The sequence below is a fragment of the Nostoc sp. TCL240-02 genome (assembly GCF_013343235.1).
GTDB lineage: Bacteria > Cyanobacteriota > Cyanobacteriia > Cyanobacteriales > Nostocaceae > Nostoc.
The window spans coordinates 1,514,509-1,531,023 of the sequence record NZ_CP040094.1; the positions used below are offsets into that span (position 1 = coordinate 1,514,509).

The 16,515-nt window shown below is 38.3% G+C and carries 10 protein-coding genes and 2 pseudogenes; 8 read left to right on the forward strand and 4 right to left on the reverse strand.

What is annotated here, in order from left to right; genetic code table 11:
* Positions 1-16 precede the first annotated feature (16 nt).
* The 7 genes from FBB35_RS06585 (at position 17) to FBB35_RS06615 (ending at position 11,655) form a co-directional block, all read left to right on the forward strand.
* On the forward strand, positions 17-4,354 hold the full coding sequence (locus FBB35_RS06585; protein WP_174708993.1) for a non-ribosomal peptide synthetase: 4,338 nt from the start codon (positions 17-19) through the stop codon (positions 4,352-4,354).
* A 43-nt stretch (positions 4,355-4,397) separates the two neighbouring features.
* Positions 4,398-5,156 (forward strand): class I SAM-dependent methyltransferase, encoded by a 759-nt coding sequence (locus FBB35_RS06590; protein ID WP_174708994.1) that lies wholly within the window; start codon positions 4,398-4,400, stop codon positions 5,154-5,156.
* 42 nt (positions 5,157-5,198) lie between these two features.
* Positions 5,199-6,635, forward strand: coding sequence for an aspartate aminotransferase family protein (locus tag FBB35_RS06595; RefSeq protein WP_174708995.1), 1,437 nt, complete (start codon positions 5,199-5,201; stop codon positions 6,633-6,635).
* 99 nt (positions 6,636-6,734) lie between these two features.
* The gene (locus FBB35_RS06600; protein ID WP_174708996.1) at positions 6,735-8,105 is read left to right on the forward strand and encodes a glycosyltransferase; all 1,371 of its coding nucleotides are present in this window, start codon (positions 6,735-6,737) and stop codon (positions 8,103-8,105) included.
* A gap of 31 nt (positions 8,106-8,136) precedes the next feature.
* Entirely contained in the window at positions 8,137-9,093 is a 957-nt protein-coding gene (locus FBB35_RS06605; RefSeq protein ID WP_254625840.1) for a class I SAM-dependent methyltransferase, read from the forward strand.
* A 93-nt stretch (positions 9,094-9,186) separates the two neighbouring features.
* Positions 9,187-9,393, forward strand: a complete 207-nt coding sequence (locus FBB35_RS06610; protein WP_174708997.1) for an MbtH family NRPS accessory protein — start codon at positions 9,187-9,189, stop codon at positions 9,391-9,393.
* Between the two features lie 126 nt (positions 9,394-9,519).
* The gene (locus FBB35_RS06615; protein ID WP_174708998.1) at positions 9,520-11,655 is read left to right on the forward strand and encodes an acylase; all 2,136 of its coding nucleotides are present in this window, start codon (positions 9,520-9,522) and stop codon (positions 11,653-11,655) included.
* 90 nt (positions 11,656-11,745) lie between these two features.
* On the opposite strand, the pseudogene FBB35_RS06620 reads toward FBB35_RS06615, so the two are convergent.
* Positions 11,746-11,871 (reverse strand): annotated as a pseudogene (locus tag FBB35_RS06620) (IS630 family transposase); the annotation flags it as partial.
* Between the two features lie 210 nt (positions 11,872-12,081).
* Between FBB35_RS06620 and FBB35_RS06625 the strand changes: the two are divergent.
* Positions 12,082-12,762: a RibD family protein gene (locus FBB35_RS06625; RefSeq protein WP_174708999.1), complete on the forward strand. Its 681-nt coding sequence runs from the start codon at positions 12,082-12,084 to the stop codon at positions 12,760-12,762.
* Positions 12,763-12,851: 89 nt separating this feature from the next.
* Here FBB35_RS06625 and psbA read toward each other — a convergent pair whose 3' ends face one another.
* From psbA to hrcA, 3 genes and pseudogenes are all read right to left on the reverse strand, one after another.
* Positions 12,852-13,934, reverse strand: a complete 1,083-nt coding sequence (psbA, locus tag FBB35_RS06630) for a photosystem II q(b) protein (RefSeq protein ID WP_174709000.1) — start codon at positions 13,932-13,934, stop codon at positions 12,852-12,854.
* 264 nt (positions 13,935-14,198) lie between these two features.
* A pseudogene (locus FBB35_RS06635) lies at positions 14,199-14,871 on the reverse strand (DUF2834 domain-containing protein).
* Between the two features lie 113 nt (positions 14,872-14,984).
* Positions 14,985-16,115: a heat-inducible transcriptional repressor HrcA gene (gene hrcA / locus FBB35_RS06640; RefSeq protein WP_174709001.1), complete on the reverse strand. Its 1,131-nt coding sequence runs from the start codon at positions 16,113-16,115 to the stop codon at positions 14,985-14,987.
* Positions 16,116-16,515: the final 400 nt, after the last annotated feature.

The following is a 16,515-nucleotide window of genomic DNA, read 5'->3' on the forward strand; positions in this document are numbered from 1 at the left end:
ACATTAAGGTAGCAATATGCAAGTAGTAGAAAGTATCGAGGGGTTTAGACTTTCGCCTCAGCAAGAGCATTTATGGTTGTTACAACAAATTGATCAAAGTTGGGCTTATCGTAGCGATTGTGCAATTTTGATTGAAGGAAGTATTGATCTCAATAATTTAGAATTGGCATTGCAAGATGTTGTCAATCGCTATGAGATACTCCGCACCAATTTTATTTGTCTACCTGGAATGACTATTCCAGTACAGGTAATTACAGATAGCCAAGTTATTTTAGAGAAAAAATCTGATATTACTAATTTGGCCCCTCAAGAACAAGAGGCGAAGATTGAGTTAATATTTCAGGAAATCAAACAACAAACTTTTCAGTTTGAACAAGGTTCGATTTTACATACATCCTTAGTAAATATTTCACCAAAAGAGCATTTATTACTTCTTAGTTTACCTGCTCTCTGTGCAGATAGAGCAACCTTTAATTGTCTAGTAAGAGAACTAGCTACTTCTTACTTAGGAAAATTAGATGAGAAATTATCTAAAGAACCACTCCAGTATGCAGATTTTTCAGAATGGCAAAATCAAATATTAGAAGCAGAAGAAACGAAAATAGGCAGAGAATATTGGCAACAACAAGACTTCTCTACTATTGACACTTTTCAGCTTCCTTTTGAAAAGCATCTCTCTGAAAAACAGATATTTCAACCAAAATTAGTAAATTCAATTATTAGCCCGGAACTAGTCGCTAATATCGAAACATTAGCTCAGAAGCATAATACTTCTGCTTCTACTTTTTATCTAACCTGCTGGTTGATTTTACTCCAGCGACTAAGTGGACAATCCGAGATGATCGTCGCCAGGGAATTTAATGGTAGAAAATATGAGGAACTTCAAGAAGCATTAGGACTATTTTCTAAATATTTACCAGTTCATTGTCATTTAGAAGATAGTTTCAAATTTAGTCAAGTTTTGCAACAAGTTCATGAGTATGTAGAATCTATCCACAAATGGCAGGAGTGTTTTACTTGGGAACAAATACCAGATATTTTACCTTTTTCTCCTGTGATTTTTGATTTTACAGAAGAAGCTCCAAGGCATTATGCAGGTAATATATTATTTTCTATTTTCAAGCTTGATAGCTGTACTGAGCGTTTCAAAATTAAGCTTTCTTGTAGACGCGAAAAGGATTTTTTAAGTACAGAATTTCATTATGACTGTAATCTTTTTTCTCCACAGGATATTGCAGGGTTAGCAGAGCAATTTCACAAGCTACTAGAAAGTGCAGTACATCATCCAGAAACTGCAATTAGTGAATTAGAAATTTTAAGCGATCGCACACTCAATCAACTTCTCTTCGAGTTCAATCAAACTCAGGCGGATTACCCACAAAATAAGTGCATTCACGAGTTATTTACAGAGCAGGTAGAACGCACTCCCAACAACATTGCTGTAGTATTTAACAATCAGGAACTAACTTATGCTGAACTTAATGCGCGTGCAAATCAACTAGCTCATTATCTAAAAGATTTGGGGGTAGGTGCAGAAGTATTAGTGGGAATTTGTGTAGAGCGTTCCTTAGAAATGCTTGTAGGTATTTTAGGCATTCTTAAAGCTGGTGGTGCTTATGTTCCTCTCGATCCGCACTATCCCCAAGAGCGCTTAAGCTTCATGCTAGAAGATACTCAGGTATCTGTATTATTGACACAGCAGCATTTACTGGAAGGCTTACCTAAGTACGATACACAGACAATTTGCTTAGACACAGAATGGGAAGCGATCGCACAACAGAGTCAGAAAAACCCCCTGAGAACTATATCTACTGAAAACTTAGCTTATATAATTTATACTTCTGGCTCTACTGGAAAACCGAAGGGAGTTGCGATCGCACATCGTAACTTAGTTCATTCAACAACTGCACGTATTGCCTACTATCAACAAGCTGTGAGTAACTTTTTGCTACTCTCATCCTTTGCTTTTGATAGCTCTGTTGCAGGTATTTTCTGGACACTTTGTTGTGGCGGAACTCTACACTTACCAGAAGAAGGTGTACAACGAGAAGTACCTAAACTTATAGAATTAATTTCCCAAAATAGTGTTTCCCATTTATTAAGCCTTCCTTCTCTATATGCTTTAATTTTGCAACAAGCAAAACCAGAAAATTTAAATTCTCTTCGTGCTGTCATAGTTGCAGGTGAATCTTGTCTACCAGAATTGGTACAACATCATTCTCAGTTTCAGCCGGAAGTATCTTTATTTAACGAGTACGGGCCAACAGAAGCAACCGTTTGGAGTAGCGCATATTATTGTCATAGCGCAGAAACAGGAAAGCAAATATCTATTGGTTCTCCCATACCAAATACGCAAATATATATACTGGACTCTCATTTACATCCAGTTCCTATTGGTATTCATGGTGAAATTTATATTAGCGGTGAAGGTTTAGCTAGAGGTTATTTAAATCAATCTGCAATTACATCTGAGAAATTTATTCCCCATCCTTTTAGTAAAAAACCGGGAGTGCGTTTATATAAAACTGGCGATTTAGCAAAATATCTCCCTAATGGCAATATTGAGTTTTTGGGACGTATTGATAATCAAGTAAAAATTCGTGGCTTCCGAATTGAGTTAGGTGAGATTGAGACAGCACTGAATAAGTATTCTGGAGTTCAAGAAACAGTAGTTATTGCTCGTGAAGATATACCAGGAAACAAACGCTTAGTTGCTTATGTAGTTACCCAACCAAAATCAGCCCTTACAGTTAATGAACTACGCAGCTTTTTAAAAGATAAATTACCAGAATTCATGATACCATCGGCTGTAGTGCTGCTAAAAAAATTACCTCTAAGTGCCAATGGTAAAGTTGATAGAAAGGCACTACCCGCACCAGAGGAAGTTAGATCGGATTTGATAGGAGATTTTGCTCCTCCTCGCACTTCTGTAGAAGAAATACTAACTCAAATCTGGGCTGAAGTCTTAAAAATTGAGAAAGTCAGTATTTTCGACAACTTCTTTGAATTGGGTGGACATTCTTTATTAACAACTCAACTACTTGCCAAAGTTAAAGAAGCTTTTAACTTGGATATCTCCTTACGCAGTTTGTTAGAGAAACCCACCGTAGCGGGTTTAGCAGAAAATATTGATCGAGTTTATCAAACAGAAATTTATTACCCACTTTTGGATCTCAAAGCTGAAGTCATTTTAGATCCAACAATTATTCCTGAAAATGCCGTTAAGTTTATTCCTGAACCTAGTTCTATTTTATTGACTGGAGCAACGGGCTTTTTGGGATTATTCTTACTAGCTGAACTTCTACAACAAACCCAAGCGGATATTTATTGCTTAGTTCGCTATAAAAATATTGAGGATGTCCATAAAAAACTGCAAACTGCTCTGGAATCTTATGGAGTTTGGAACGAAATTTGGAGTTACAGAATTATTCCTATTCTTGGGGATTTATCAAAACCACTTTTTGGTTTAAAAACTGAAACCTTCCAAAAATTGGCAAGTACTATTGATGTTATCTACCATAATGGTGCTTGGGTACATCATATTTATCCCTACTCTATTCTAAAAGCTACAAACGTACTGGGTACACAAGAAATTTTGAGATTAGCTAGTCAAATAAAAACGAAACCAGTACATTTGATTTCTAGCTCTGGTGTTGTATCTTCCAAAATTGAATCTGGAACCAAATTAGTTCGAGAACAAGATACCCTAAATGAAAACGAATTTCCTAGTAATGGATATTGTCAAACTAAATGGGTAGCTGAGAAGTTAGTACAAACGGCGATTCAAAGGGGAATTCCTATCTCTATTTACAGACCATCACGTATATCTGGACATAGCAAAACTGGGGTCTTTAATAGTAATGATTTTCTGTACAAACTGATAATAGGTTGTGTGCAATTGGGAAGTGCGCCAGATATAGACATTCGAGAGAATATAGTTCCTGTAGATTATGTCAGCAAAGCAATAGTTAATTTATCGAAACAGAAAGAATCTTTAGGCAAAACTTTTCACTTAGTACATCCTCAAACTCTCCACTCAAATACACTTATCGACCATATTCGCTCATTAGGTTATGCAATGGAACAAAATTCTTATGAGCAATGGCGAGAGAAATTACTTAATGTGACTCAAAACTCCTTTGAACATCCTCTATATTCATTAGTACCATTTTTCCCAGCAAGACAAGCTGAAGAAGATTCAAACTCAGAATTTTTACAGCTTGATAATCAAAATGTTATCAATGGATTAGTAGGTAGTTCGATGACTTGTCCTCCAATAGATAATCAATTACTCAGCGTTTATTTTTCCTATCTGATTAAGCAGGGCTTTTTGGATAATAAAGTTTGTAACTGATGAATAATTAAAATTTTTGCAATAGTTTCAGGAGTGATATTTTATGATTTCAACAACTCGTTATGATGATTATGATGTTCTTGCTCGCATATATAACGAAGATTGGGCATCAGGAATTTTTCAGGAAACATTACCAGTTTTAGAAAAATTGTTACTACCCGATTTAAGTAAGGGAGTGCATATTCTAGACCTTTGTTGTGGTACTGGACATTTAGCCCAACAATTACTCAAACAGGGTTATAAAATTACAGGAATTGATGGCTCTGAGCAGATGTTACATTATGCTCGTGAGAATGCGCCAGAAGCGAAACTGATCCTTGGGGATGCTCGATTCTTCGATTTACCAGCTACCTTTGATGTAGTGGTTTCAACTACTGGTTCTCTAAACTATGTCATGAAACTTGAAGAATTGGAGCATGTATTTAATAATGTTTATAATGCACTAACTAATAATGGGATATTCTTGTGCCATTTCTTTTCAGAAGAAGAATATAGGTCGAATTGGAACGGCAAAGTTTCTGGTGATGTAAAAGATGATTATGCCTGGTCTACAAAAAATATCTATAATTCAGAATCAAAATTAGGTCAAATTTATCTAACTGTATTTTCATTAGTAGAACAAACTTGGCAGCGTTTAGATAAAGTTATTTCCGAAAGCTGTTATACCAAAGAAGAAATTATATCGGCTTTAGAAACTGCTGGATTTAGCGAAATTAGCATTTATGATGCTTGTTGTGATTTAGAAATACTTCCAACTCCTGGTAGTACTTATTTTATTTGCCACAAGCGATTATATATTTAATACCTAGTTCTGTAAGCTTACTAAATTTGAAGAGAAAATTACATGAATATACAACCCATTGCATTACATCAAAAATCCGATATTTTAGCTGAATTATTAGCCAAAGCAGGTCTTACAAATCAGCAGCAAAAATATTTACAACATTTTATCAATAGCTATAGCGATCGCACCAAAACATCTAAACATCTTTCCCAATCTTATCGCCCAGTTCTCTCTGATGATAAAAACTTAGGAGAGTTCAATTTACTATTTAAAGAAATGTATTATCCCATTGTTGCTAATCGCTCTATGGGTTCCAAAATCTGGGATGTAGATGGTAATGAATATGTAGATGTAATGATGGGTTTGGGAATAAATCTCTTTGGTCATAATCCCTCATTTATTAAAGAGGCTTTAATCGCACAACTTGATAAAGGAATTCAAATTGGCCCCCAATCAGAAATTGTGGGTGAGGTAGCTGAGTTAATTTCTCAACTTACAGGAATGGAGCGGGTTTGTTTTAGTAACACTGGTACAGAAGCAGTAATGACTGCTATCCGTATCGCCAGAGCGGTTACAGAACGTAAGAAAATCGTTATATTTTCAGGTTCTTATCATGGTCATTTTGATGGCACTTTAGTTAACGTAAATAAGGCAGAAGATAATCAACATGCCATACCCTTAGCGCCTGGAGTATTACAAAACTTTGTGAGTGATGTTTTGATTTTAGATTATGGCAATCCTCAATCATTAGAAGTTATTAAAGCATATAAGCAAGAATTAGCAGCAGTTTTGGTAGTTCCTGTGCAAACTTCTAGACCGGCTTTACAACCAAAAGAATTTCTCCAGAAATTGAGGAAATTAACGCAAGAATCTGGAATTGCTTTAATTTTTGATGAAATGGTAACAGGGTTTCGGATTCATCCTGGTGGCGCACAAGCTTATTTTGATGTACAAGCAGACATAGCCACTTATGGAAAAATTGTTGGTGGTGGGATACCAATTGGGGTGATTGCCGGCAAAAATATTTATATGGATGCAATTGATGGGGGAATGTGGAGTTATGGCGATGCTTCTTACCCTCTGGTGAAAAAGACATTTTTTGCAGGTACTTTTTGTAAGCATCCGTTAGCATTAGCTGCTGCAAAAGTTGTATTAAAGTATATGCAGAATTCGGGGTCTTCTCTACAACAAAATCTGAATGAACGGACAACACAATTTGTTAAGGCTTTGAATAATTATTTTGCAGCCGATGGAATACCGCTACAGATGGCAAATTTTGGCTCACTATTTGGTTCTGCATCTTTAGAGATTTCTGGAGAAAATTCTACTGCTTCAGTAGCAATGAGTTTGTTGAAATATCATCTTCTCGACAGAGGAGTTCACTTATTAGGTGTAAGTGGTTATTTATCAACAGCCCATACAGATGAAGATATTAACTACATTATTCAAGTTGTTAAGGATAGCATCAGTAACTTGAGAGAAGGAGGCTTTCTATAATATTAAGTCGTGGAATTACAAAACAAAAATAGCTAACAAATAATTTTTTAATTTTTGAGCTTTAAATAGGTAAATTAACTGTTTGGTGATGTTTAACGTATGGCAACCATAGCATTTTGTATTTTTAATTATCAAGGTGAATTAAATAGTACTTTGAAACTAGCGAAAAAACTAAGTTTACTTGGACATCAAGTTTTGTATTTAGGGTTGTCAGATTATGAGGAAAAAGTTTGTAGCTACGGATTTAAATTTCTGCCAATTCTAGAAAGATGGTTTCCTAAAGGATTTATTCAACAGCTAGAAATTAACAGTTCCAATTCAAACAAGCTTCAAGGATTACTAAATCAATTAAGATACAAAAAACTTTTAAAATCTTTAATTGATTCATTAATAAAAGGAGAAGATCGAGAAATACATACTCTTTTAAAGACATCTAAACCTAACTTACTGATAATAAGTACATACGAAGAACTTTATTCTACTTTCATAGGGATGATAGCCTATGAATGCCAAATTAAGAGTATTTATTTTACAGATATGTTTACCTCTTTACCATTGTCAAATCTCCTTGAGAAGGAGAAAATTAAAAGTTTTGACAATAATTTTATTGCTAAATTGTTTAACTTAAAAAACAAATATATTTATCAAAAACTACTCAAAGCAACTAAAAAAATAATTGCTTTGTTGAGTAAAACAGATTTTTCTGAGGAAGATATGATCACAAAATTTGCAATTAATAGGAAAATTCCTCTTGATTTATTAGATTTATCTCAAGCAATACCTTTAAAGTTGACACATCTGGTTTTATGCCCAAAAGAATTAGATTTACCTAATATTTTAAGAGAAAAATGCTACTATGCTGAAGCTTCAATAGACTTACAAAGAGATGAACCCTCTTTTGTCTGGTCAAATTTAGATAAAAATAAATCTCTTATTTATTGCTCTTTAGGAACTACAGTGAACACTTTTTCTACTTTAGGTATAAACAGAATTAAACAATTATTTCAAAATGTGATTGATGCTGTATCGCTTAAAAATGAATACCAATTGGTCTTATCAATAAGCGATTATATTAGTGTTGAAGACTTCCAGTATATACCTGAAAATATAATAGTTGTTAATAAAGCACCACAATTAGGGCTTCTTAAGAAAGCATCTATAGCAATCATAGCTGGAGGAATAAACACTATTAAAGAATGCATATTTTGCGGAGTACCAATGATTGTACTTCCTGTATGGGCTGACCAACCAGATAATGCAGAAAGAATTGAATATCATGGTTTAGGTGTAGTTGCTGATGTCAATAAAATATCTACTAATCTTGTTGTCGATTTAATTGAGGCAATAGAAAATGATTTATTACTAAAACAGAGATTAAAAATATGGGAAGAAAAGTTTCAGGATATAGAAAAATCTGGGAGGGCGACACAGTTTATCTTAAAAATGTTAGAACAAATTCCACATATTTAATCAATAAATTGAGTTAATACGGGATAAAAAAATGAGTTATTACTTAGAAGGAATCGACTCTTCCGATAGAGCTAAATATGTAGATCAACATAATTATAGTGAAGCAATCACTTTTTATAAGCGAGGCATTGAAACTGATCCTAATCTGATGTCTAATTATTGGCATATATGCTTGGCGCTACTACTTCAAGGAGAAGAATCAGAGGCTAGGGCTACTTGGTTATCGCTGATAGAGCAAGCAGATGATATAGATAAAATTAATTCTTGGACACTAGAAATTGTTGAGTTACTAACGGCAGAAGCTATAAAACGCGAAGCTGTTTCTGACTTGGAGGTTGCTCAAAAAATGCACGGTTATGCTGCCATCGCACGAGGTGAAGCATGGAAAAAAGTCAAAGGATATAAGTTTACAACTGATTGGTTTATTGAAAATCTTCCAACCTGGGAACAGTATCTAATACACTTAGCTAATCAGCCTGAAATTAATGTTCTAGAAATCGGTAGTTGGGAAGGTATGTCTGCTTGTTGGCTTTTAGATAACATTCTTACTCATGAATCATCAAGGATCACCTGCATAGATACCTTTGAGGGAAGCGTTGAACACAAATTTGAGTATGACGACAGTTATATTCAATCTGTTGAGGAAAGATTCGATTTCAATATTTCTCAAACCAACGCTTTAGACAAGGTAACAAAAATTATTGGTAACTCCCAAGATGTAATGCGATCGCTCCCTTTGAATAATTACGATATCCTTTATATTGATGGTTCACATTTAGCGACTGATGTCCTTACCGATGCTATTTTGGGTTGGGGACTTGTCAAGGTTGGAGGCATCATTATTTTTGATGACTATGATTTTCAATTCCATGATAGTGGAAATACCGAACAAGACACAAAAATTGGCATAGATGCTTTTTTGAAAGTATTTTATAAAAAAGTCAATATAGTTCATCAAGCTCATCAAGTTATAGTTGAGAAAAAATGAATTAAAAGGTATTTTATTTAGATACAAATTATTTATTAAGATACATTTTCAAATTGCAAGAGAATCTAAATAATCAATTATTAGGTAATAAAGATGTATCAAAACGAAACAGAAGACATCACAATTTACAAAGTTGTAGTAAATCACGAAGAACAATATTCAATCTGGTTTGCCAACCGAGAAAACCCTCTTGGCTGGAAAGATGTGGGCAAAATTGGTCTCAAGCAAGAATGCCTGGAATATATTAAGGAAGTATGGACAGATATGAGACCTCTAAGCCTCAAGAAGAAAATGGAATAATCTGCTCATTAGACTTAGGCATTATTTGGAGTAGCTAGAAGCTATTACCTCTTTTTGATCCTATCTAGACAAATCGACAGTCTCAATTATTAGGGATTATTCAACAGTCCCCATTCATTAACTCTAATGTTTATTAGCGAAATAAAGTTGCTTGGTTTTATAGGTTTAAAGTCGAATGGCAATAAACACTATATCTTGAGAGTTTTACCTTTTTTACTCGCGCTCATCTTTGTTTTAGTAGTAGGAAACCAAAGCCTTAGCTCTTCACCAAAAACAACTGAAATACTTTGGGATACTTATGGTGTACCGCATATTTATGGCAAGGATAACCAAAGTGCCTTTCAAGCTTTCGGTTGGGCGCAGATGCAGAGTCATGGCAACCTGCTTTTGCATCTCTACGGTCAAGCACGGGGAAGGGCCGCCGAATATTGGGGAGAAAAGTATCTAGAATCAGATCATTGGGTACAAACTATGGGAGTACCAGAACGATCGCATTCTTGGTATTTGGCCCAAAGTCCTAAATTTCGCCGTTATCTTGATGCTTTTGCCAGTGGAATTAACGCTTATGCTGAGAAACACAAGGATTTGATTGCTGATGAAGTTGAGATTGTCTTGCCAGTCAAAGGCGAGGATGTGCTGGCTCACCAAATGCGGGTACTGAATTTCACTTTTATTGCCAATCCAGAAGAAGTTGCAGGTGTCAGTAAACAGCAGTCAAAACCAGGATCTAATGGTTGGGCGATCGCACCATCACATTCTGAAAATGGTCATGCTATGCTTCTGGCTAACCCACATCTGCCTTGGTCAGATTTATTTCTGTGGTATGAAGCACATATTACTGCACCAGGAATTAATGCTTACGGGGCAACACTGGTAGGAATTCCCGTTTTAGCGATCGCCTTTAATGATAATTTGGGTTGGACTCATACAGTAAACACCTATGATGGCTGGGATAACTACGAACTAAAACTAGCCGATCGTGGTTATCGCTTCGATGGTCAAGTCCGAGCCTTTAAGACAAAAACCCTATCTTTGAAAGTCAAGCAAAAAGACGGTACTCTGCACTCACAAAAACTTGTAGTGAAAAGTTCTATCCACGGGCCAGTCATATCACGAAAAGATGGTAAAGCTGTGGCACTGCGTGTTGTGGGTCTTGACCAACCAGGTGTACTACAGCAGTGGTGGGATATGGCACGTTCCCAAAACCTCACCCAGTTTCAAGCTGTCCTGCAACGATTACAACTACCGATGTTTACAGTGATGTATGCAGACAGAGAAGGGCATATTATGCACCTCTTTAACGGTCAAGTACCAATTCGTCAACAAGGCAATTTTGAATACTGGCAAGGTTTAATACCTGGCGACACATCTAAAACCTTATGGTCAAAAACTCATCCATATCAGGATCTACCGCGCGTAATTGATCCAAAAAGCGGCTGGTTACAAAATACAAATGACCCACCTTGGACAACAACCTTTCCCCAGGTTCTCAATCCAGATAATTATCCGCCTTATATGGCACCACGCGGGCCAATGGAGTTTAGATCGCAACGTACTGTGGAGATGTTAGCAGAGGATGACAAAATCTCTTTTGATGAGATGGTTTCCTATAAACATTCAACACGTATGGAACTAGCAGATCGCCTTTTGGATGACTTGATTCCAGCAGCCCGGAAGTACGGAAGCGAATTAGCTCGTCGATCTGCTGATGTACTGTCAGCTTGGGATCGACAAACCAATGCAGATAGCCGAGGTGCAGTACTATTCGCTGCTTGGGTAGATGCGATAGACTTCGATAGTGTATTTAGCAAACCCTGGAGTGAAGACTCTCCACTGACTACACCTGATGGCTTGGCTAATCCTCAAAGTGCAGTCACAACACTCTCAACTGTTGCAGCTAAGGTGGAAAAAACCTATGGAAACCTAGATGTAGCGTGGGGAGATGTTTTCCGGTTACAGTCTGGTGATGTCGATTTGCCTGCAAATGGTGGCGATGGCGGACTTGGTATTTTCCGGGTTCTCAATTTTGTTCCACTATCAGACGGACGCTTCAAATCTGTTTCTGGTGATTCTTATGTTGCTGCGATTGAATTTTCTCAACCTGTAAAAGCGATGGCGCTTACCAGTTATGGTAATGCAACTCAACCAGGTTTAGCCTCTGCTGGCGATCAGTTAAAATTGTTCGCCCGCAAGCAGTTGCGGCAAGTTTGGTTCTCACACCAGGATGTTCTATCCCATTTGGCTGAACGCAAGGTATTTTAAAATTCAATACAGCTTCAACTTAGTACCCAATCCTTGTTAGGTTTGGGGGAAAGGTTTTGTATTTTACCCTTCCCCTTTTCCGACAAGAGTGCCATCGTTTTGGAGCAGAATAATTATAATCCTTTCTCTGACACGCGGTAATTCGCTCTCTTTTAGGGCTTGCTGTAACTGAGTAACTTGTTCCGAAGTTAAAAAGTTTTTGGCTGGTGGTGGCATATTTAGGTTCATCGGCTCTACATTTATGTTATTTATGCAGCTTAAATGCCGATTAGCTTATGAGTGATGAGAATAGGGGACGGAATGATGACAGCCATTCTAAGAATTTCATATTGCCTCTGTGACTAATTTTCCCCTTTATACTCCACTGGGGATTCATGGCAAAGAATTCAAAAAGATAAAATTATAAAGAACTGTCAGAACGTAATCATGTCAGCTATCCAAACAACTGTAGTTATTGCCATGACGGTCGATGGAAAGATTAGCTCCGTAGATCCTCAAGCAGGCGGTAATCCTGATGCAGCCGATCAAGCACACGTAGAGTATGAAGTCTCACTTGCTGATCTAATCCTGGTAGGAGCAGGAACGATTCGGGCTGGAGACGTAATTTTTTCAATTCGCAATCCCGAATTATTAGCAGCGCGCGAGACTCGGGGTCAGTCTCGCCAGCCTATTGTTTGTGTTGTCTCAGGTTCCCTTGACCTATCGCTGGACTCCCCTTTTTTGAGCGAAGACATTGAGCGATGGATATTTACGACACGGGCTGGTTTGGAGCGCAGTTCTGATACAACAAGTTTGCAAAAACTGGCTGAATTAATTGATTTGGGAGATACAGACCTGGACTGGAATCGAGCCTACAGCTTGATGGCAGAGCGCGGTATTCACAAGGTCGTTGCTTTGGGAGGAGGCTATTTAACAGCATCTCTAGTAAAGGCTGGGCGAATTGACGATTGGTGGTTGACAATCTGGCCCGTCATTTATGGAGGAAAGGACGCTCCCACCCCGGTGGAAGGAGAAGGTTTTATTTCCACTGCTGCTCCTCATCTGGAACTCGTCGAAACTCGTCAAGTTGGAAGTGAGTTGTTTTTACACTACCAGACGATCAAGTAAGAATGCGCTGCCATAATTACAACTAAAAAGCGCCCTCCCGAAGTGGGAGAGCGCTTTATGATTTAGCTAATTGAGTTAATGCTTCAGAATTAACCGTTAATAGCAGGAGCAGTTAGAGCAACAGGAGCAGATTCAGCAGATGCCAAATCTAGAGGGAAGTTGTGAGCGTTACGCTCGTGCATTACTTCCATACCCAGGTTAGCACGGTTGATTACATCCGCCCAAGTCGCAATCACACGACCTTCAGAGTCAATGATTGATTGGTTGAAGTTGAAACCGTTCAAGTTGAACGCCATTGTGCTTACACCCAAGGCGGTGAACCAGATGCCGATTACAGGCCACGCTGCGAGGAAGAAGTGCAGTGAACGGCTGTTGTTGAAGGAAGCGTATTGGAAGATTAGACGACCGAAGTAGCCGTGGGCTGCAACGATGTTGTAGGTTTCTTCTTCTTGACCGAATTTGTAACCGTAGTTTTGTGATTCAGTCTCAGTTGTTTCACGAACCAAAGATGAGGTTACTAGTGAACCGTGCATTGCACTGAACAAGCTTCCGCCGAATACACCAGCTACACCTAGTTGGTGGAAGGGGTGCATCAAGATGTTGTGTTCTGCTTGGAACACGATCATGAAGTTGAATGTTCCTGAGATTCCTAAAGGCATACCGTCTGAGAAGGAACCTTGTCCGATTGGGTATACCAAGAATACTGCGGTTGCTGCTGCAACAGGTGCAGAATATGCAATTGCAATCCAAGGACGCATACCTAAGCGGTAGGATAGTTCCCATTCACGACCTAAGTAGCAGAATACGCCAATCAGGAAGTGGAATACTACCAATTGGTAAGGACCACCGTTGTACAACCACTCATCTAAGGATGCTGCTTCCCAAATTGGGTAGAAGTGCAAACCGATGGCGTTGGAGGAAGGTACTACTGCACCGGAGATGATATTGTTTCCGTAAATCAAAGAACCTGCTACTGGTTCGCGGATTCCATCGATGTCTACTGGTGGTGCAGCGATGAAGGCGACTACGAAGCAAGCTGTTGCGGCTAGCAAGGTGGGTATCATGACTACGCCGAACCAACCAATGTAAATCCGGTTGTTGGTGCTGGTGATCCATTCACAGAATCGATCCCATACGTTGGCGCTTGAGCGCTGCTGTAAGGTTGTTGTCATTGTTTTATAAATGCGATTATTTGCGGATGAATTAGGTAGGTTTGACTACCTGTTACACATCTTAAAGAATTTATTGCGTTTTGTAAAGTACTTTCAGAAAAAACTTTTTCTTAGAATTAGGACTAACACAAAATTTACGTAATTGCGTCATTACAAGCGATAGCGACGTAATCACCTAAAACTCTGGCATTGCTTCCCTACACTACGTTTCGGTCGCAATGACAAATTTTGCTTGCGTAAGTCCTGAGAATTTACAAAAATGCTTTAATTTGCAGCTGGCTGCTGACTGGGTATTGCCTCTACGCCCACTTCTGGTAAAGGTGGACGCACAGATAAATAAATCAAAGGGCCGAATAGCGGTATCAACGCTATGAACCAGAAAAGCTGCGGATTCCAACTGCGACGCGCCATATCATCCCCTAGTAATGCAGGAAATATAGAGACAAAGCAGGGAAAAATCTAAACTCATTACATTGATAAAGCGGTTGGTTTGCCACTCTTGCACAAAACTGCCCCAATCTCCTCTTAAACCGTAGGCAACTAGAATAACTGTGGCTACAGTCAACACAATCCCAGTCACACGAGAATCTAGCAGCTTGAGTAAGATATTCTTTTTACCAACAAACTGATTATTTGGTTTTCTAAGGATTAAGTAGGGTAACAATGCAAATATCCCGACTCCGAAAGAGACAGTAGCAAATGGCCAAGCAGGTATTTTTTGTCCTCTGCCATCAATAAACACTACTGCGCTATAGATAAGAGGCCAGATACCCATGAGGTTGAATAGTGCTATTACTAATGGGTTAACGCCTTGCCACTGTCCAGTCGAAAGGTTTTTAATTAAATCGAATGTACCGGGTTGCTCAGGAGGTGCGAGGAAAAAATCATAAATAACGAATCCTAACCACAGTAAGCCAAAAGCAATTTTTCTAACCATGAAATATTTAAGTAGGATTAATTATTAATTTTGCCATTACAAATTGGGCTATCTACCTGCGATCGCATTTTTTACTCATCTAGACTCTTAGCAGCTGATCCCTAAACCTTACCTTAAGGATTGAAATAATTGAAGGCTTCAGAGAGGTAATCAGCAGCAGATGCCACAACTGCGATCGCACTTTCATAATCTAGGCGGGTTGGGCCCAAAACTCCCACACTTCCTACAGGTATTGAACCTCGGCGATAGGTGGAAGAAATTAAAGTACAGGTGCGGATCGGTTCTAATGGATTTTCTGCACCAATGCGAACCGTTACTTTTGACTTACCCACATCTTCAAGCTCTGGTTCCTCAAATATTAATCGCCATAGTTGGTCTTGTTCTTCTTCCAGCAGGTGGATAATCGTTTGTACCTGCTGTAACTGGGAAAATTCTGGCTGGCGCAAAACTTCTGACACACCTCGAACCATAATTTGTGTGGCAGTCGGCGCAAGAGTGCGATGAGTCAATTCGGCAACTGAATTTTTCAAGAATTCTCCGTAGCGTTGGAATTCCTGATCTAGTTCGCTCCAGTTGAGGTTGGCTAATTCCAACAGACTTCGCCCCCGCAAGTGGGTATTCAAAAAGTTAGAAACAATCTGCAACTCGCGATCGACTACTTCTGAATCTCGTTGTGTCTCTTCTGGTATTGGCGACAAATCCATTAACTTGGAATGTGTCTCATAACCATCCGTAACAACAATTAACATAATCCGCCCAGCTTCAATTTGCACTAGTTGCAGATGTCGCAATAGCGCTGTTGTAGTTTGCGGTATAGTTATCAAGCTAATGCAACCACTCAAGGTTGCTAAAATTTGCGCGGCTCCTTGCAGTAGGGTTTCTAAACTCCGATCTTCCCAGTGGAGATGCTTTTGTAATGCCATCTCTATTTCTCGCCCTAAAGTTTCTGTCCGCGTAGCGTCTGTCTGCGACATGCTACGCGAACGCAGAGAAGGTGTAATTAGCTGGTCAACATAAATGCGATAGCCTGAATCTGAAGGTACACGTCCAGCAGAAGCGTGTGGTTGGTAGAGTAATCCAGATTTTTCTAAAACACCCATCACATTGCGAATTGTGGCTGAACTTACACCCAGGTCGTACTCTTCGCCCAAAGCCTTTGAACCAACAGGCTCTGCCGTAGCAATGTAGTGACGTACCGTTGCCCAAAGTATATGCTGTTGCCGATTTGTTAACTGGACTTCCATAGGATATGTTTTGCTAGAGGCAAATTTTAATCAAAGTCTGGAGAAATTTCTGGATTTGATTTAAACAAGGAATATTAATAATTTATTAAGATAGCAAATTATACAATTATATTGTGATAATTAATTTTAAGGTTCGTGTACATCATTCTTGAAAAGTGCGCTCTCAACAGAATCTAGGCTTTGCATCAAAAGCTAAGAGTTCGAATTTACAACGTTCTTTTCTACCTTATTTTTGCATAATTCTACACTTATAAAAGTATTGTTGTATACGTATTTTTGCGGCTATTGCAGCTAAGATGAGGGTCGAAAAGTTCCGTAAGTTATGTAGCCAGTGGAGAAAGTTACAAACATTTCTGGCTAGTCCCTAAACTAATTTAGTGCTATTTTCACAATAGTAAAA